This window comes from Luteimonas sp. GW821-FHT14E02 (assembly GCF_058803905.1).
This window is the reverse complement of sequence record NZ_JBXAPK010000001.1, coordinates 247,850-265,833: the sequence shown is the minus strand read 5'-3', so window position 1 is coordinate 265,833 and position 17,984 is coordinate 247,850. Positions and strand designations below refer to the sequence as shown.

At 65.3% G+C, this 17,984-nt stretch carries 16 protein-coding genes; 12 read left to right on the top strand and 4 right to left on the bottom strand.

From position 1 onward, the window contains the following. Positions 1-63: 63 nt before the first annotated feature. From AC1RNP_RS01045 to oleD, 7 genes are all read left to right on the top strand, one after another. Positions 64-2,934 (top strand): M16 family metallopeptidase, encoded by a 2,871-nt coding sequence (locus AC1RNP_RS01045; RefSeq protein ID WP_493049358.1) that lies wholly within the window; start codon positions 64-66, stop codon positions 2,932-2,934. A gap of 71 nt (positions 2,935-3,005) precedes the next feature. Continuing rightward, a complete protein-coding gene (locus AC1RNP_RS01040; protein WP_493049357.1) occupies positions 3,006-3,332 on the top strand; it encodes a DUF4156 domain-containing protein in 327 nt (108 codons plus the stop codon). Between the two features lie 14 nt (positions 3,333-3,346). Beyond that, on the top strand, positions 3,347-4,009 hold the full coding sequence (locus AC1RNP_RS01035; RefSeq protein WP_493049356.1) for a DUF6348 family protein: 663 nt from the start codon (positions 3,347-3,349) through the stop codon (positions 4,007-4,009). A 228-nt stretch (positions 4,010-4,237) separates the two neighbouring features. Then, positions 4,238-5,260 carry a 3-oxoacyl-ACP synthase III gene (locus AC1RNP_RS01030; RefSeq protein WP_493049355.1) on the top strand — a complete coding sequence of 341 codons (1,023 nt, stop codon included), beginning with the start codon at positions 4,238-4,240 and terminating at the stop codon, positions 5,258-5,260. Positions 5,261-5,348: 88 nt separating this feature from the next. Then, positions 5,349-6,284, top strand: coding sequence for an alpha/beta fold hydrolase (locus AC1RNP_RS01025; RefSeq protein ID WP_493049354.1), 936 nt, complete (start codon positions 5,349-5,351; stop codon positions 6,282-6,284). 40 nt (positions 6,285-6,324) lie between these two features. Continuing rightward, a complete protein-coding gene (gene oleC, locus AC1RNP_RS01020) occupies positions 6,325-8,028 on the top strand; it encodes an olefin beta-lactone synthetase (protein WP_493049353.1) in 1,704 nt (567 codons plus the stop codon). Then, positions 8,010-9,020 carry a 2-alkyl-3-oxoalkanoate reductase gene (gene oleD, locus AC1RNP_RS01015; RefSeq protein ID WP_493049352.1) on the top strand — a complete coding sequence of 337 codons (1,011 nt, stop codon included), beginning with the start codon at positions 8,010-8,012 and terminating at the stop codon, positions 9,018-9,020. Before oleC ends, oleD begins: the two co-directional genes overlap by 19 nt. 70 nt (positions 9,021-9,090) lie before the next feature. Here the strand turns inward: oleD and AC1RNP_RS01010 are convergent, their stop codons facing one another. Further along, positions 9,091-10,596 carry an XVIPCD domain-containing protein gene (locus tag AC1RNP_RS01010; protein ID WP_493049351.1) on the bottom strand — a complete coding sequence of 502 codons (1,506 nt, stop codon included), beginning with the start codon at positions 10,594-10,596 and terminating at the stop codon, positions 9,091-9,093. A 554-nt stretch (positions 10,597-11,150) separates the two neighbouring features. Next, positions 11,151-12,239, bottom strand: coding sequence for a D-alanine--D-alanine ligase (ddlA, locus tag AC1RNP_RS01005; protein WP_493049350.1), 1,089 nt, complete (start codon positions 12,237-12,239; stop codon positions 11,151-11,153). Positions 12,240-12,325: 86 nt separating this feature from the next. Here ddlA and AC1RNP_RS01000 point away from each other — a divergent pair, with 86 nt between their 5' ends. From AC1RNP_RS01000 to AC1RNP_RS00990, 3 genes are read left to right on the top strand one after another with little or no spacing between them, the layout of a single operon-like run. Then, positions 12,326-13,006, top strand: coding sequence for a ubiquinone biosynthesis accessory factor UbiJ (locus tag AC1RNP_RS01000; RefSeq protein WP_493049349.1), 681 nt, complete (start codon positions 12,326-12,328; stop codon positions 13,004-13,006). Next, complete coding sequence (gene ubiB, locus AC1RNP_RS00995) at positions 13,003-14,691, top strand: ubiquinone biosynthesis regulatory protein kinase UbiB (protein WP_493049348.1); 1,689 nt, start codon at positions 13,003-13,005, stop codon at positions 14,689-14,691. The genes AC1RNP_RS01000 and ubiB overlap by 4 nt, the downstream gene beginning before the upstream one ends. A gap of 10 nt (positions 14,692-14,701) precedes the next feature. After that, positions 14,702-15,436 carry a pseudouridine synthase gene (locus tag AC1RNP_RS00990; RefSeq protein ID WP_493049347.1) on the top strand — a complete coding sequence of 245 codons (735 nt, stop codon included), beginning with the start codon at positions 14,702-14,704 and terminating at the stop codon, positions 15,434-15,436. Here the strand turns inward: AC1RNP_RS00990 and AC1RNP_RS00985 are convergent. Beyond that, entirely contained in the window at positions 15,405-16,040 is a 636-nt protein-coding gene (locus AC1RNP_RS00985; protein WP_493049346.1) for a hypothetical protein, read from the bottom strand. The two genes, AC1RNP_RS00990 and AC1RNP_RS00985, sit on opposite strands and share 32 nt — an antisense overlap. A gap of 111 nt (positions 16,041-16,151) precedes the next feature. Beyond that, a complete protein-coding gene (locus AC1RNP_RS00980; protein WP_493049345.1) occupies positions 16,152-16,691 on the bottom strand; it encodes a DUF2059 domain-containing protein in 540 nt (179 codons plus the stop codon). A gap of 108 nt (positions 16,692-16,799) precedes the next feature. On the opposite strand from AC1RNP_RS00980, the gene arfB reads away from it, so the two are divergent. Both arfB and AC1RNP_RS00970 read left to right on the top strand, forming a co-directional pair. Further along, positions 16,800-17,216, top strand: a complete 417-nt coding sequence (gene arfB / locus AC1RNP_RS00975) for an alternative ribosome rescue aminoacyl-tRNA hydrolase ArfB (RefSeq protein WP_493049344.1) — start codon at positions 16,800-16,802, stop codon at positions 17,214-17,216. A gap of 88 nt (positions 17,217-17,304) precedes the next feature. After that, positions 17,305-17,946, top strand: coding sequence for a lysophospholipid acyltransferase family protein (locus tag AC1RNP_RS00970; RefSeq protein WP_226467541.1), 642 nt, complete (start codon positions 17,305-17,307; stop codon positions 17,944-17,946). The last annotated feature ends 38 nt before the right edge of the window (positions 17,947-17,984 follow it).

Below are 17,984 nucleotides of genomic sequence, written 5' to 3'. Positions count from 1 at the left end.
GGTCGCAGTCCGGGCCGAGCGGCTAGGATGCAAGACCTTCCGTCCATCGCACAGGAGTGCCGAATGCCGTCCTTCGCCGTCCGTCCGTCCGCCGCGCCGCGCCGCCCGCGCGCCGCCTTGCTCGCTCTCGCCCTTGGCGCCGCCCTCGGCAGCCTGGCACCGGTCTCCGCATTCGCCGCGCCGGCGACGGCCAAGAACGTCGACATCCCCTATGAGCAGTTCACCCTGCCCAACGGCCTGCGCGTGATCGTGCATACCGACCGCAAGGCGCCGATCGTGGCGGTGAACATCTGGTACCACGTCGGCAGCAAGGACGAGCCGGCCGGACGCAGCGGCTTCGCGCATCTGTTCGAACATCTGATGTTCAACGGCTCGGAGAATCACAAGGGCGAATTCTTCGAACCGTTCGAACTGGTCGGCGCCACCGACATGAACGGCACCACCAACAACGACCGCACCAACTATTTCGAGAACGTGCCCACCACCGCGCTCGACATGGCGCTGTGGATGGAATCCGACCGCATGGGCCACCTGCTCGGCGCCATCGACCAGAAGACGCTCGACGAGCAGCGCGGCGTGGTGCAGAACGAGAAGCGCCAGGGCGAGAACCAGCCCTACGGCCAGGTGTGGGAGAAGCTCGCCCAGGTGATGTACCCGAAGGGCCATCCCTATCACCACACCACGATCGGCTCGATGACCGATCTCAACGCCGCCTCGCTGGAGGACGTGAAGAACTGGTTCCGCACCTGGTACGGCCCCAACAACGCCGTGCTGGTGCTGGCCGGCGACATCGACGTGAAGACGGCCAGGGAAAAGGTGGCGAAGTATTTCGGCGACATCCCGGCCACCCCGAGCATGGCGCAGCCGAAGGTGGACGTGGCCCGGCGCACGGAGAACACGCGCGAGGTGATGCAGGACAAGGTGCCGCAGGCGCGCATCTACCGCGTCTGGAACGTGGCTCAGGTCGGCACCGCCGACAACGATCGCCTGCAGCTGTTCTCGCAGGTGCTCGGCGGTAGCCAGTCCTCTCGCCTGGACAAGCGCCTGCTGCATGAGGAGAAGCTGGTCGACAGCATCGGCACCGACATGGACGTGCAGCAGCTCGCCTCCAATTTCATCATCACCGCCAACGTCAAGCAGGGCGTCGATCCGGCCAAGGTGGAGGCGATCATCGACGAGGAGTTGAAGAAGCTCGTCACCGAAGGTCCCAGCGCCGCCGAACTGCAGCAGGCCAAGACCGTCTACCGCGCCGGCTTCATCCGCGGCATCGAGCGCATCGGCGGTTTCGGCGGCAAGGCCGACGCGCTGGCGCAGTGCGCGGTGTATGAAAGCGACCCGGGTTGCTTCCGCACCTCGCTGAAGAACATCGAGACCACCACCGCCGATCAGCTCAAGGCCGTCGGCGGCCAGTGGCTCGGCGTCGGCAGCCACACTCTGGTGGTGGCGCCGGGACAGCGCACGGCGCTGGTCGAGGAGCCGAGTGAAACGCCGACCCCGCTGACCCTGCCGGCGGTCGATCCGAAGTACAAGACCGCCGCCAGCGACGTCGACCGCGCCAAGGGCGTGCAGGTGCCCTCGCAGTTCCCGGAACTGAAGTTCCCGCAACTGCAGCGCGCCACGCTCAAGAACGGCACCAAGCTGATCCTGGCCGAGCGCCGCGGCGTGCCGGTGGTGCGGATGAGCTACGAGTTCAACGGCGGCTCGGCGAGCGATGACAAGGCCACGCTTGGCGCGGCCAGCTTCACCATGGGCATGCTCGACGAGGGCGCGGGCGATCTCGATGCGCTGGGCTTTGCCAACCGCGCCGAATCGCTGGGCGCCAGCCTCGGCGCCGGCGCCTCGATCGACGGCAGCAACGCCTCGCTGTCGGCGCTGAAGGAAAACCTCGATCCTTCGATCGCGCTGTTCGCCACCATGCTGCGCCAGCCGCGCTTCGACCAGAAGGAGATCGATCGCGTGAGGGCGACCTGGATCGCCGGCATCCAGCAGGAAAAGGCGCGCCCGAACGGCGCCGCGCAGCGCGTGCTGCCGCCGCTGCTGTACGGCGCGGGCCATCCGTATGCGATTCCCTTCAGCGGCACCGGCACCGAAGCCTCGATCCAGGCGCTGAGCCGTGACAACCTGCTCGCCTACCAGCGCACCTGGCTGCGTCCGGAAAACGCCACGCTGATCGTGGTCGGCGACACCACGCTGAAGGAGATCGTGCCGCTGCTCGACAAGCACCTCGGCGACTGGAAGGGCGAGGGCGCCGCGCCTGCCGCCGCGACCATTCCGGAGGTGGCGCGTCCGGCCAAGCCGCGCGTGTATCTGATCGACCAGCCGGGCGCCGTGCAGGCCACCATCCTCGCCGGTGAACTGGTGCCCTCGACCAAGGATGCGGGATCGGTGAAGTTCGACATCGCCAACGCCGTGCTCGGCGGCGAATTCTCCTCGCGCCTGAACATGAACCTGCGCGAGGACAAGCACTGGGCCTACGGCGCCTACAGCTTCAGTTCCGGCGCGCTCGGACAGCGGCCGTGGATCGCCTTCGCGCCGGTGCAGATCGACAAGACCGCCGATTCGCTCAAGGAACTGCAGCGCGAGATCAGCGAGTACGTCAGCGGCAAGGCGCCGCCGAGCGCTGCCGAGGTCGCCAAGATCCAGGCCACCGAGATTCGCGGCCTGCCCGGCGCCTACGAAACCTCGGCCGCGGTGATGGGCACGATCGGCGGCATCGTCCGCTACGGCCGTCCCGACGACTACGTGTTCAAGCGCAAGGCCGAGATCGAAGGCCTGACGCCGGCGCAGGTGGCCGAGGCGGCGAAGACCATCGACGCCAATACCCTGACCTGGGTGGTGGTCGGCGACCTGAAGCAGATCGAACAGCCGATCCGCGCGCTGAACCTCGGCGAGGTGAGCGTGGTCGACGCCGACGGCAAGGCCGCTGGCAAGTAAACGTTCGCGCTGTACGGTGTCCGCGATGCCCGCCACAATGGCGGGCATCGCATTTTCAGGCAGAGGTGATCATGTTCGAGTCGCGCATTTACAGGCATGTCCTGATCGGACTGCTGGCCGTGTCCACGGGCGCTTGTACCTGGGTGCACATGGCGCAGGGCGCCTCCGCGGTGAAGGTGGCGAGTGCCGCGCCTTCGGGGTGCGAGAAGCGGGGCGACATCACGGTGTCGGTGACCAGCAAGGTCGCGCTGTACAACCGCAACCAGCTGCGCGTGCGGGAAGAGCTGGAGACGCTCGCTCGCAACGAGGCGGTCGGGATCGGGGCGGATACCGTCAATCCGATTGATCAGCCGGCGAATGGGAATCAGACGTTTGCGGCTTGGAAGTGCGGACGCTGAGCGAAACGGGTCTCTTGAACAAGGAAATCCTCACCCAGCTGCAAGAAGCGCTTGTCTCTCATGGGCTGCCCGTCGTCAAGTATGCGGATTTCATTTCCGTCGAGGGCGGTCGCCTTGAATTGGAGGCCGAAGTATTCGAGCGAGAAATTTCATCTGCTGGCAAAGCCTCGGTTGTCTTGGAGGTCAGAGCGTACTCGGCGCTTCTTGGTGGAAGGCCCATCATTGAATGTTTCGCTGGCGTAGGGGATTCCAAGGATCAAGCGGTTTCCAATGCTTTCGCAAAGATGCTGCTCGGCGTATTCCACGTTCTCATTGAAGCGCTTACCAACCATTCCTGTGAGGACCAAGTCGAGGTCGAAAGCTGGAAGCGTCAAGACGCGGCCTGGAAAATTTTCAGTGGGCCTCTTCTTACGCAGTATTCGGACAATTCCACTCTCTCGGATTCCTATCCCGAGGTCATTTCCAAACTTGACGCTCTGTTTGTCGAAATGGCGACCCCGGGTCCGCATTGGATCCGCGTATTTGTAGGCGCGTACCACGGTCAGATTCAGGCGATCGAAGTGCTCTTGGACAATGAGGATTGGGAGCAGGCTCGATCTATCTTGGTATCACAAGGCTGGGCATGCACCGAGGACTATCAGTCGCTTCGCCACTTCGTCCTTGCGCTTCCCGCTTAACCTGCAAGGCATCAGCGGAATGCCGCAATTTGTGGCAAACCAATTAGGGAACCGTCCTGGCAACGTCCAGCTTCGGACAGTCCGGCCCGGCTATCCCTGGCCCAGTCGTTTACCAGAACTGTGCGGCCGTGCCGCACTTGGCACGCTCTGACCCGTCCCTACGCATGCGCACGGTCCCCGAAACCAGTACCCTATGTGCCCTTTCGCCAGCCTGACGGCGGCCAGCCCATGCTCTTTCAACACGTCGCCATCGCCGGCCTCGCCCATATCGACGCCCCGCGGCGGCTCTCCAGCCAGGAAATCAATGCCCGCCTCAAGCCGACCCTGGACCGGCTGAAGATCAAGGCGGACATGCTGGAAACCATCGCCGGCGTCAGCGAGCGCCGCCTGTGGGACGGCAATGTGAAGCCGTCCGATGCGGCCACCCTGGCCGGCGTGAAGGCGCTGGCCGACGCCGCCATCGAGCCCGACCGCGTCGGCCTGCTGGTCAACACCTCGGTCAGCCGCGACTTCCTGGAGCCGTCCACGGCCTCCATCGTCGCCGGCAACCTGCGCCTGGGCGAGAACTGCCAGAACTTCGACGTGGCCAACGCCTGCCTGGCATTCCTGAACGGCATGGACATCGCCAGCCGCATGATCGAGCGCGGCGAGATCGACTACGCCCTGGTGGTCGACGGCGAAACCGCCGACCTGGCCTACGAGAAGACCCTCGACCGCCTGACCCGTGCCGACGTCACCGCCGAGCAGATGCGCGACGAGATCGCCACGCTCACCCTCGGCTCCGGCGCCGCCGCCATGGTGCTGGCGCGTGCCGAACTGGCCCCGGGCGCTCCGCGTTATCGCGGCGGTGTGACCCGCTCGGCCACCGAGTGGAACCACCTGTGCCAAGGCGATCTGCACCACGATCGCATGATCGCCGACGGCCGCATGCTGATGATCGAGGGCCTCAAGCTCGGCCACAAAACCTGGGCCGCCGCGAGGCTGGCGCTGGGCTGGGTGGCGGACGAACTCGACGAATTCGTCATCCATCAGGTCAGCAAGCAGCACACCAAGGCCTTCCTGCGCGCTTTCCGCATCGATCCGAAGAAGGTGATGACCATCTTCGGCGAGCACGGCAACATCGGCCCGGCCTCGGTGCCGATCGTGCTGAGTAAGCTGCGCGAGAAGGGCCGCCTGAAGAAAGGCAGCCGCATCGCCCTGCTCGGCATCGGCTCGGGCCTGAACTGCTCGATGGCGGAAGTGGTGTGGTGAACGGCGGCGCGGATCGCGTCGCCGTCATCGCAAACGTCATCCTGTCGTAAGCCCGCTTCGTGACAGCGGCGGGTTTCCGTTCGATCGCATGAATTTTCCCGACTATCCCTTCGCTCCACGGCGCTTCGAAGTACGTCCCGGCATCGCGATGTCGTACCTCGACGAAGGTCCGCGCGATGGCGAAGTGGTGGTCATGCTGCACGGCAATCCGTCGTGGAGCTATTACTGGCGGCATCTGGTGCTGGCGTTACGCGATCCGGCTGCCGGAAAGGCATACCGCTGCATCGTGCCGGATCATGTCGGCATGGGGCTGTCGGACAAGCCGAACGATCTGCCTTCGGTGTCCCCGCACTACCGCTACACCCTGCAGTCGCGCGTCGACGATCTCGGCGCGCTGCTCGATCACCTCGGCATCGATGGCCCGGTGACGCTGGCCGTGCACGACTGGGGCGGCATGATCGGCTTCGGCTGGGCGCTCTCGCATGCGGCGCAGGTGCGGCGCCTCATCCTCACCAACACCGCGGCCTTCCCGCTGCCGGCGGCGAAGAAGATGCCGTGGCAGCTGTCGTTCGGACGCGACTTGCGCATCGGCGGTGCGCTGATCCGTGCCTTCAACCTGTTTTCGGCCGGCGCCTCGTGGCTGGGCGTGGAGCGGCGCATGCCGCCGGACGTGCGCCGTGCCTACGTGGCGCCCTACGACAGCTGGGCCAACCGCATTGCCACGCTGCGCTTCATGCAGGACATCCCGCTGCGCCCCGGCGATCCGGCCTGGGCATTGGTGGAGGAAGCGGGGCGGCGGTTGCCGGAATTCGCCGACCGCCCGACCTTCATCGGCTGGGGCCTGAAGGATTTCGTCTTCGACCACCACATCCTCGACGGCTTCCGCCAGGCCCTGCCGCAGGCACGGGTGCAGGCCTACGACGATGCCGGGCATTACGTGCTGGAGGACAAGCACGAAGCGCTGGTGCCGATGATGCGCGCGTTTTTGGATGCGAATCCCCTGGACGCGAATCCGCAGCCCTAACGCCCAAACACAAGGACGCGCGGCAGGCGAGAATAGCGGCATGACCGACCCCTGCAACATCGCCGCCGCCCTGCCGAAACTCGCGGCCGAGCGCCCCGACCAGATCGCGATGCGCTGCCCGAGCGGGGGCGGCCGTTACGACGTCACGCTGACCTACGCGCAGCTGGACGCGCGCAGCGATGCCATCGCCGCCGGGTTGGCGCGTCACGGCATCCGCCGTGGCGTGCGCACCGTGGTGATGGTGCGGCCGACGCCGGAATTCTTCCTGTTGATGTTCGCGCTGTTCAAGGCCGGCGCGGTGCCGGTGCTGGTCGATCCCGGCATCGACAAGCGCGCGCTGAAGCAATGTCTGCGCGAAGCGCAGCCGCAGGCCTTCATCGGCATTCCGCTCGCGCATCTGGCGCGCGTGCTGCTCGGGTGGGCGCGTTCGGCGCGCATCCGCATCACCACCGGCGCGTTCGCGCTGCTCGCGGATACGACGCTGGCGCGCGTGGAGCGCGATGGCGCCGTGATCCACGCCAACACCGCAGGTTCCTCGCAGCTTGCCGACACCGAGCCGGACGAAGTCGCCGCGATCGTGTTCACCAGCGGCTCCACCGGCATCCCCAAGGGCGTGGTGTACCGCCATCGCCATTTCGTCGCGCAGATCGAGATGATGCGCGCGGCCTTCGACATGCAGCCCGGCGGCGTCGACCTGCCGACGTTTCCGCCGTTCGCCTTGTTCGACCCCGCGCTCGGGCTCACCTCGATCATCCCCGACATGGACCCCGCGCGCCCGGCCTCGGCTGATCCGCGCAAGCTGCTGGCAGCGATCGAACGCTTCGGCGTGACGCAGCTGTTCGGATCGCCGGCGCTGATGCGCGTGCTCGCCGAACACGGCGCGCCGTTGAAAGGCGTCACGCGCATCACCTCCGCCGGCGCGCCGGTGCCGGCCGACGTGGTGGCGAAGATCCGCACGCTCATGCCCGAACACGGTCAGTTCTGGACGCCGTATGGCGCCACCGAATGCCTGCCGGTGGCGACGATCGAGGGCCGCGAGCTGGTGCTCTTGCGCGAGCGTACCGAAGCCGGTGCCGGCACCTGCGTCGGCCGGCCAGTGCCGCCGAACGAAGTGCGGCTGATCCGCGTCACCGACGATGCGATCGAGCGCTGGTCCGACGATCTGATCGTGCAGGGCGGGCTGGTCGGCGAAATTACAGTCGCCGGCCCGACCGCCACTGACACCTATTTCAGTCGCGATGCGCAGACGCGTCTGGCGAAGATTCGCGAAGCCCTGCCCGACGGCAGCGAGCGCGTTGTGCATCGCATGGGCGATCTCGGCTATTTCGATCGCGATGGCCGCCTGTGGTTCTGCGGACGCAAGACGCAGCGCGTGGTCACCGCCGCGACGACATTGTGCACGGAGCAGATCGAACCGGTGTTCAACACGCATCCCGACGTGCGGCGCACCGCGCTGGTCGGTGTCGGCGCCTTGGGCACGCAGCAGGCCGTGCTGTGCGTGGAGTTGCGCGCCGGCGTGGAGGCCGGGGAATGGCCGCGCATCGAGCAGGAATTGCGCCATCTCGGCGAAGGCCACGTGCATACGGCCAAGGTGGAGCGCTTCCTGCATTACCCAAAATCATTTCCGGTCGACATCCGCCACAACGCCAAGATCGGGCGCGAGAAACTCGCGCTGTGGGCGGCGAAGCAGAAGCCGCCGAAGCGCGGCGACACGCAGGAAGACGGATGGGGCAGAGGCAAGTGACGCGCGTCCTGGTGACGGGCGGTGGCGGATTCCTCGGTCAGGCGCTGTGCCGCGGGCTGATCGCGCGCGGTCACGCGGTCACGAGTTTCAATCGCGGGCACTATCCCGCGCTCGATGCGCTCGGCGTGCATCAGGTGCGGGGTGATCTCGCCGATCGCGATGCGGTGATCGCGGCGGCGGCCGGGATGGAGGCGATCTTCCACAACGCCGCCAAGGCGGGTGCCTGGGGCAGCTACGAGAGTTATCACGAAGCCAACGTGGTCGGCACGGAGAACGTGCTCGCCGCCTGCCGCGCGCATGGTGTCGGTCGATTGATCTATACCTCGACGCCGAGCGTGACGCATCGCGCCACGCATCCGGTCGAGGGCGGCACCGCCGACTCCGTGCCCTACGGCGAGGATCTCAAGGCGCCGTATGCGCACACCAAGAAGATCGCCGAGCAAGCCGTGCTTGCCGCGAACGATGGCGTGCTGGCCACCGTCGCGCTGCGCCCGCGCCTGATCTGGGGGCCGGGCGACAACCAGCTGCTGCCGCGCCTGATCGAGCGCGCGCGCAGCGGCCGCCTGCGTTTGGTGGGCAGCGGCGACAACAAGATCGACACGACCTACATCGACAACGCCGCGCAGGCGCACTTCGACGCCTTCGATCACCTCGTCCCCGGCGCAGCCTGCGCGGGCCGCGCTTATTTCATCAGCAACGGCGAGCCGAAGACGCTGCGCGAGACACTCAACAGCCTGCTGCAGGCCGCGGGCGCGCCGCAAATCGAGGGCACCATTCCCTTCGGCGTCGCTTACGCCATAGGCGCGGTCTGCGAGACGCTGTGGCCGCTGCTGCGCCTGCGCAGCGATCCGCCGATGACGCGCTTTCTCGCCGAACAGCTCAGTACCACGCACTGGTACGACATGACGCCGGCTACGCGCGATTTCGGATACGTGCCGCGCGTCAGCTTCGCCGATGGTTTGGCGCGATTGGCCGCGGCGTACCGGGCTTGAGAGTGAGATAGCAGGAGGTCTCCGGATGAGCTGCGGATCGTCCTGCAGTTCCACCTAGGGCTGGTCTAGATCACGACATCACTGGACTGCTGCGCGCGGGCTCGTTCTGGCCGCGCGCAAGTTCCTGCTGTTGTGTCAGCGCCCGTTCCTGCGTCAAGGCCTGATTGGCCGTCTGCAGCTTTTCGTCCGACTGTTCGACCGGCGTTCGTGCCAGCAGCTCGACAGGCGCGTAGGCGCGTTTGTTCGCGGGATCGCCGGGATCGTTCGGATTGCCTTGAACCGCGAAGAGGTTGCCGTTCTTCCCCAGGATCACATGATCAACGCGGTTCAGCGCGTTGCCCGCGAGCGAGTAGTCGGACTTGTCCGGGCACATCTCCCGGTTGTCCTTGCACGCCGTCAACAAGCCGCGACTGATGCGTTCGCTCATGTCGTCGTAGGGTTTGCCCAGCCCGTCATCAATCTTGCGCACGCCCGCGCGAATCTGTTCCAGCATCGCGTGGTCTTCGTGATCCGGATCGGCAGGGCTACGCCGTCTGTGCTGATTGACGGGCGGCGGCAACGGATCCGGCAAGCCAGGGCGATGGTCCGGGTGATCGGGATGCCCTGGAGCTGTTGGCGCTTGGGACTCAGGAGTCGCGGGAATCGTCCTGCCGGGAGCCATGTGGTCCTGGCGATCAGTCTCTCGGCTTTGCGTTCTTTCAGGTGGTGCGAAGTTCAATGTGGCGGCGTCAATGTCGCCAGTCTGCGGCAATCCGTGCGCGCGCTGGAAATCCAGCAATGCGCCTTGCATTCCGATGCGGTAAACGCCGTCTTGATCGAGCGGCTTATCGCCCGCAGAGCGATACCCTTCGTTCGACATGATGCGCTGCAAATCCTTGAGTCGTTCGCTAGATTCGCCTAGACGAATGATTCCATCGTCCACGATTGCAAGTGGCTCCACGCTAACGCGCTGTTCGGCTTCGATAGGCAAACGGCCGCTCGTCAGGTCTGAGATGTAGTTCTCGTACTGTTGGTGGTAGCGCGTGTCCATCTCCAAATGAGTATGAACTTTTCCGGTTTGCACTCGTCCTTGTGTACCAAGAGCTTGTCCATAGGTAACGGTATCTCCCTCAGACACGGCAATATTTGTCATGTGTCGGATTCGCGCAATCACATCCCCATCTTGTCGGTCGTAAATGTCAACTAATCCTTCGGTCGCGTTAACTCGGCCGACATAACCACTAATTGGCGATGGTACATCGACACTACGAGCCAAAGTTGAGCCCGTAGGTTGAGTGGGGTCTTCCAACATGAAATCTTTCTTCAACAAGACCTGGTCTGCCTTCAGGCCATAGGTGTTGCCGTTTCGGGGGATTTCGATTTCTTGAATTTCCCCGCCTATATAGGCGTGGGTACGGCCAGCCTGCCCTTCCACGATTACGCCGTCCCGCATATAAGCGTTGTAGTTGTCTCCTGGATGATGTGTTACCAAACTGTCGAAGCTGGTGACAGGTTCATTGACTTGACCGCGGCTGGACGTACCCGGGGCTCCAAGCTGAATAACACGATAGGTTGTAGCAGGACTTGGGTTGTTCATTTGACCTACTTGTTCTTATTACATTTCGTGTAGGTCGTCGCTATCCGTCCGTTCGTGACGGTCAAATAGGGTCCATCTAGAACGAATATTTCGACAATTCGTATCTGATTACCATCGTATTGCTCGATGGACTCCGCTCTCCAGACGCTTGGAGAGCTAGATATTTTTCGAACCTTCTCCGGTTTGAGGGTTTTTTCATACCCCAAAATCTGATCTGGCTTGATCTCAAGCCCTCCATCACTGCCGTAAGGAGTAGGTGGATTGCAGGGGATCGGCCAAGGATCCCATATGCCAAATAATTCGCTCGGATAGGCAGCCGCCCAGTTTAGGCGCACACCTTGCGGCGTTGACGACCCCGCTGGGTATTCAGTGGCCGAAGCTGGTACCTTTTGTTCGCCAGTCGCGCATGCGCCGGAACTCAAGGCAAGCAACAACACGCTGTAAGCAGAATGCCGAAGGTTCACCATGCTGCCTCGTCCCGATCCGTCCCTGTGTGGAGGGAAACGTATTCGTGGCAGCGTGAAGGAGTGGTTAATAAGGGCGTAATAGACCCATCAGACCGAGCTGCGCAGCGCAGCATCGGCCGCATGCCGCTCGACCGCAAAATCAATCAACCGCGTGATCAATTCGCTGTAGCTGATCCCACTGGCCTGCCACAGCTTCGGATACATGCTGATGCGGGTGAAGCCGGGCAGTGTATTGACCTCGTTCACCACGATGCGGCCTTCCGCGGTCAGGAACACGTCCACGCGCGCCAACCCCGCGCACTCCAGCGCGCGATACGCGCGCAGCGCGACGTCTCGGATGCGATCGTTGGCCTCGGCATCGATCGCGGCGGGCACGACGACTTCCGCGCCGCTTTCATTGATGTACTTGGTGTCGTAGGCATAGAACTCGTCGTGCACCACGATCTCGCCGCAGACGCTGGCCTGCGGGTCGTCGTTGCCGAGCACGGCGCATTCGATCTCGCGTCCGACGATCGCCGCTTCCACCAGCACCTTGTGGTCGTAGGTGAAGGCGAGCGCGACGGCTTCGCGGAATTCGGCTTCGTCGCGCACCTTGCTCACGCCGACCGACGAGCCCTGGTTGGCCGGCTTGACGAACATCGGCAGACCGAACTGTGTCTTCAGCGTTTCGAAATCGGCCGTGTCGCGCCGCTTGAGGGTGACGAACGGCGCCACTTCCAGTCCGGCATCGCGCAGCAGGCGCTTGGCGACGTCCTTGTCCATCGCCACGGCCGAGCCGAGCACGGGCGAACCGACGAAGGGCAGGTTGGCCATGCGCAGCAGGCCCTGCAGGGAGCCGTCCTCGCCGAGCGTGCCGTGCACGATCGGGAAGATCACGTCGATCTGGTCGAGGCTACGTGCGGGATTCTCTGGGAGTAGCTGCCGTTCGCCACGTCCCGGCACCATCGCCAAGGCTTCACCGCTGCGGTTGAGGGCGATCCGCGCCGGATCGTCGGCGTTGAGCAGGAAGTCGCGGGCGTCGCTCAGGTGCCACTGGCCCTGCTTGTCGATGCCGATCAGGCTGACGTCGAAGCGCTCGCGGTCGAGGGCGTCGAGGATGTTTCGCGCCGATTGCAGTGAAACCTCGTGTTCCGCCGATTTGCCGCCGAAGATGATGCCGACACGGAGCTTGCTCACGTTTTCAGGGTCCGAACGATGAAGTGGATGCGATTGGACACCCATTCTAGCGGCCCGCCGCAGGCGCTGCCGGATAGAATGCGCGGATGGCAGAACCGCTTTTCAACTGGAAGCAGCCCGCCGGCCGTGCGCTGGAAACTGCGCTCAATCGCGCGCTGGCGCTCGATCCGGAGACGCGCACCGGCCTGAAGCCGCTCGACGGCCGCAGCATCACGCTGACGCTGGAGGCCCCGGCGCTGGCATTGCAGCTGCGGGTGCAGGGCGAGCGCCTGGTGGTCGGGCCGGTCGAGGAAGGCCGGGAGCCTGACCTGGCGGTGCGCAGCACGTTCGGCGCATTGGTGTCGCAGCTGCCCTTCCTGCGTCGCGACGACGCACCGCCGGTCGGCCGCATGCGCGTGTCCGGTGATGCCGACCTGGCGCGGCGCCTGCAGCGGCTGGCCGAGCGTTTCGATCCGGACTGGCAGCAGCCCTTCGCCGCTGTCTTCGGCGACGTGCTGGGCGTGCAGATCGCCAACGCCGTGGCCGCCGGCCTGAAGCAGGCGCGGACGCTCGGCAAAAACGCCGCCGAGAGCGCCGCCGAATACGTGACCGAGGAGTCGCGCGACGTGGTGCCGCGTGACGAGCTGGCCGCGTTCCACGACGACGTCGATGCCTTGCGCGATGACGTGGAGCGAATCGCCGCCAAGATAAGCCGACTTCAGCAGGCTGTTGCATTGAGAAGTCCGGGCGTGGATGGCCGGGCTCCTGCGGAGGGATCCGCGCCATGATCGCCTTCACGCGCGCCGCCAAGATCGGCCGGGTACTGCTGAAGTATCGCCTGGACGATCTGCTCGACGGCACGCCGGCCGAACGCTGGCTCAATCTGATGCGGCCGTTCGTGCCGCGTGCATCGAAGGAGATCGCCGCGCAGTCGCGTGGCGCGCGCCTGCGTTGCGCGCTGCAGGAGCTTGGCCCGATCTTCGTCAAGTTCGGGCAGATCCTGTCCACACGCCGCGACATCATCCCGCCCGACATCGCGGTGGAGCTGACGCTGCTGCAGGATCGCGTGGCGCCTTTCGATGGCGACGACGCGCGCCGCATCGTCGAAGCTTCGCTCGGACGCAGTGTCGACACCGCCTTTGCGAGCTTCGACACCACGCCGCTGGCCTCCGCCTCGATCGCGCAGGTGCACGCCGCGACGCTGCCGCCGGAGAAGGGCACGCCTCAGGAGGGCACGCCGCCACGCGAAGTGGTGGTGAAGGTGCTGCGGCCGAACATCGAGAAGCAGATCGCCGCCGACATCGCCTTGCTCAAGAATGTCGCGAGCCTGGTCGAACGCACCCATCCCAGTGCCGACAAGATCCGGCCGCACGCGATCGTCGCCGAGATCGAGAACACGCTCGCTGCCGAGCTCGACCTGCTGCGCGAGGGTGCGAACGCCTCGGTGTTGCGCCGCTTCTGGCAGAACTCCGACGATCTCTACGTGCCGGAACCGATCTGGAGCCACACCACCGAGCGTGTGCTCACGCTCGAGCGCGTGTACGGCATTCCCAGCGACGACATCGCCGCGCTCGATGCCGCCGGCATCGACCGCAAGGCGCTCGCCGCCAAGGGCACGCGCGTGTTCTATGCGCAGGTGTTCCGCGACAATTTCTTCCACGCCGACGCGCACGCCGGCAACATCTGGGTCGACATCGACCCGGCGCGCAAGAAGAGCCCGCGCTTCATCGCGCTGGATTTCGGCATCATGGGCCAGCTTTCGGACGAGGATCAGTACTACCTCGCCGAGAATTTCATGGCGATCTTCAACCGTGACTACCGTCGCATCGCCGAACTGCACGTGCAGGCCGGATGGATGCCGGCGCACAGCCGGATCGACGAGCTGGAAGCGGCCGCGCGCACGGTGTGCGAGCCGTACTTCACCCGGCCGCTGTCGGAAATCTCGCTGGCCGAGGTGCTGATCAAGCTGTTCCGCACCGCGCAGCGGCACGAACTGACATTGCAGCCGCAGCTGATCCTGTTGCAGAAGACCTTGCTCAATATCGAGGGTGTTGGTCGCCTGCTCGATCCCGAACTCGACATCTGGGCGGTGGCGCGGCCGGTGCTCGAACGCATCATGATCGAGCGCTACAGCCCGCAGCGGTTGATGGACCGTTTCCGCAAGCATTTGCCGGAACTGGTGACGCATGCACCGGAAATGCCGCGCCTCTTGCACGCCTGGTTGCAACAGCAGGTGGATGGACGACACGAGCTGTCACTGCGCTCGAAGGATCTGCACGAACTCACCCAGACCATGAAAGGCATGCAGCGGCGCACGGTGTCGGCGATCCTCGGCACCGGCCTGCTGATCGCGGCGGCGGTGCTGTACGCATTGGATGCCGGCGGGATGCGCTTGCTGTCGATTCCCGTCGCCGCGTGGGTGGCAGGCCTTGGCGGTTTATGGGCGCTGATCGCGGCCTGGCCGCGGCGCTGAGCCGCGCGCGATGATCCAAACGCTATACGGCGACGAATTCCTCGCCGTCGTCGACAAGCCCGCCGGGCTGATGGTCCACGACAGCAAGCTGGCGCGTGGGGAAACCGACTTCGCGGCCGATCGTCTGCGCGAGCAGTTCGGACGCCAGATCTTCCTCGTGCATCGGCTCGATCGCGCCACCAGTGGCTGCCTGCTGCTGGCGTTCGATCGCGAGACCGCGTCGCTGCTGGGCAAGACGCTGATGTCGCGCGCGGTGGAAAAAGATTACCTGGCGGTTTGTCGCGGCTGGCCGGCGGAACAGGCATTCGTCGTCGATCATCCGCTCGACGGCGGCCCGGGCAAGCCGGAGAAGAAACCCGCCATCACCCGTTTCGCGCGATTGGCCACGACAGAACTCGAGATTCCGTCCGGCGAATTCGCCACCTCGCGCTACGCCTTGCTGCAGGCCTCGCCGGAAACTGGACGCTTCCGCCAGATCCGCCGGCACCTGAAGCACCTCTCGCATCACCTGATCGGCGACAGCAGCCACGGCGACGGGCGCCACAACCGCATCTTCCGGCAACTCGGGGTGCATCGCATGCTGCTGCATGCGTGGCGGCTTTCATTCGATCATCCGCACACGGGGCGGCGCATCCGTGCCGAGGCGCCGTTTGATGCGGAATTCAGTCGCGCGCTGGCCCTGTTCGGGCCGGATGCGGTCAGTTCCTTCGAAATCAGCGCCCTCGACGCGACGCGGCCTGATTGAGCGCGCCGTCGAAGTCGCGCTTGGCGTCCTGCAGCGCCGGTATCAGCTGGCGGCTGATGTCGTTCACGACGCCCTGCAGGGACTGCATGATCTCGGTCGCGTTGCCGCCGCTGATGTTGAGTCCCTCGGCGGAGCCGTAGCCGTTCTGTCCGGACAGCATCTGCGCGGCCAGCGCCTGCAGGTCCTGGCCTTGCAGCCCTTGCAGGCCACCCTGGAGCGACAGGCTGTCGCCGATCCCGCCCAGCCCATTGGTCTCGGCGCCGGCCGAATAGACCCGCCCCAGCCGTTCCCGGACATTGGCGTTGCCGTAGGCCGCTTCATAGTCCTGTGGCGAGCGCGTGGTCAGCTGGCGCCACTGCTCGGCGAGCGGCGATTCGGCGGCGGGTGCGCCGGACGCGGCCTGTTGCGGGATGGCGTCCTGCGGCGGTTGCTGTGCCGGCACCTCCGCCCAGCTGGAGGAAATCTGCGGCGTGGCCGAGACATCGGCGATGTCGACGCTGGAGGCGCCATCGATCCGGGCCGGGTCCTGCGGCGCGGCGAAGGCGGTCGGAATGGCCGTTGCCATGGCGAGCAAGGCGGCCGGGAGCAGGGATGAGCCTTTCATGGCAGGCGCTCCTAACGGGGGAAACCCGATGATCCGCCAGCGGCCGGGGCGGGTCAAATGCCGGCCGGCGACGGGCGCAATCGCACGCGTCGGGAGGGCGAGGCGGTGGAATTACGGGGTTTTTGCCGGAGATTTCTCAGCACCGGTCCGTGCGCGGTCAAGTTCTGCCGAGAGGTCCCGCTTGAACTCCTCTATGACCGGGGCAATCTGTTTCTGCATCGCCGCCATCGTGTTCTGGACCAGTTGTGGCGTTTTGTCGAGCAAATTCTGGCCGGCCGGCGTCTTGTAGAACTCGATCAGGGCGTCGATGTCTTCCGCGCTGAACGTCTGACGGTAAAGATCGCGATACATCGGTTCGAGCTTGTCCCACGACATCACCTGCGTCATGCGTTCGGAAGCCTTGCGCATCACTGATTCGAAAACCTGGCGCTGCTCATTGGTGAAAGACTGGCCGGCAACGATCTGCTCCACCAGCTGCCGTTGCGAGGCCTCAATCTGCGGCAACATGGCTTCCACGGAAGCTTTCGCCCGCGAAAGCTCCAGTAGTTGGTCGAGTTTGGGGTCACTGGGCGGCGCGGCGATCGCGGGGGCCGTCAAACCGATGAGAGCGGGGCCGAGCAGGGCGGCCAATAGCAAGGTGCGCAGGGACATCGGGGAATCCTCCATGACGAAAGACCGTATGGTCGAGGAAGCCGCGCGCGGCCGTCAAACCGCGCCGTCGACGAAGACGCGGCGACAGCCGCGGCTACAATCGGCGCCATGACCACCCCGGCCATCACCATCCCGGAGCAGGAATTGACCGAACGCTTCGTGCGCGCGGCGGGCCCGGGTGGCCAGAACGTCAACAAGGTGGCGACGGCGGTGGAGCTGCGTTTCGACGTGGCCGGTTCGCCTTCGCTGCCCGAGCCCGTGCGTGCGCGCCTGCTCGCCAAGCGCGACCGCCGCATGACCGACGAAGGCATCCTGGTGATCAGCGCGCAGCGCTTCCGCACCCAGGACCGCAACCGCCAGGACGCGCGCGAGCGGCTGGCCGCGTTCATCGAATCCGGCCTGCACGCGCCCAAGCCGCGCATCGCCACGCGCCCCAGCCGCGCGGCCAAGGCACGGCGGCTGGACGCCAAGCGCGAACGCAGTACGATCAAACAGGGGCGTTCGCGGCGCGGCTGGGACGATTGAGCCGGAAGGATCGAGCTGTAACGATTGAGCCGTTGAATGAAGAGGGCGGCGCCGGATCGATCGGCGCCGTTGGAACTCGGGGAGAGGCATGAGCGATACCGATAGCGACGACCAGCACCGCGATCACAACCAGCACGACGGTGTCGTGCCGATCCTGCCGCCCAACGCACCGCAGGTGAAACACAACGGCTTCACCCGCTGGCTCGGCCGCAGCATCCTGCGCCTGGGCGGCTGGCGCGTGATGGGCTCGTTTCCCAATATCCCGAGGCTGGTGATGATCGGCGCGCCGCACTCGTCCAACTGGGATGCCGTGTGGGCGTTCGCGGCCAAGGTCGCGATGGGGCTGGACGTGCGCATCCTGGTCAAGGACTCGGTCTTCCGTATCCCGGGCTTGGGCTGGATGTGCCGGCGGCTGGGCATGATGCCGGTCGACCGCAGCGCGCCGGCCGGCGTGATCGAACAGGCCGCGGCACTGATCCGCGACCAGGAACGCTTCTGGTACGGCCTGGCGCCGGAAGGCACGCGCAAGCGCGTGGAGCGCTGGAAGACCGGATTCTGGAAAATCGCCAAGGCCGCCGAGGTGCCGATCCTGGGCATCTATCTGCACTATCCCGAACGCGTGATCGGCGTCGGGCCGCTGTTCCATCCCACCGACGACATGGCCGCCGACATCGCCGCCATCCGCAAGTGGTACCTGCCGTGGGAAGGTAAGCACCACGGCACGCAATGACGTCGCGCAACTGCTAAGCTGCGCGCCATTGCCGGGTG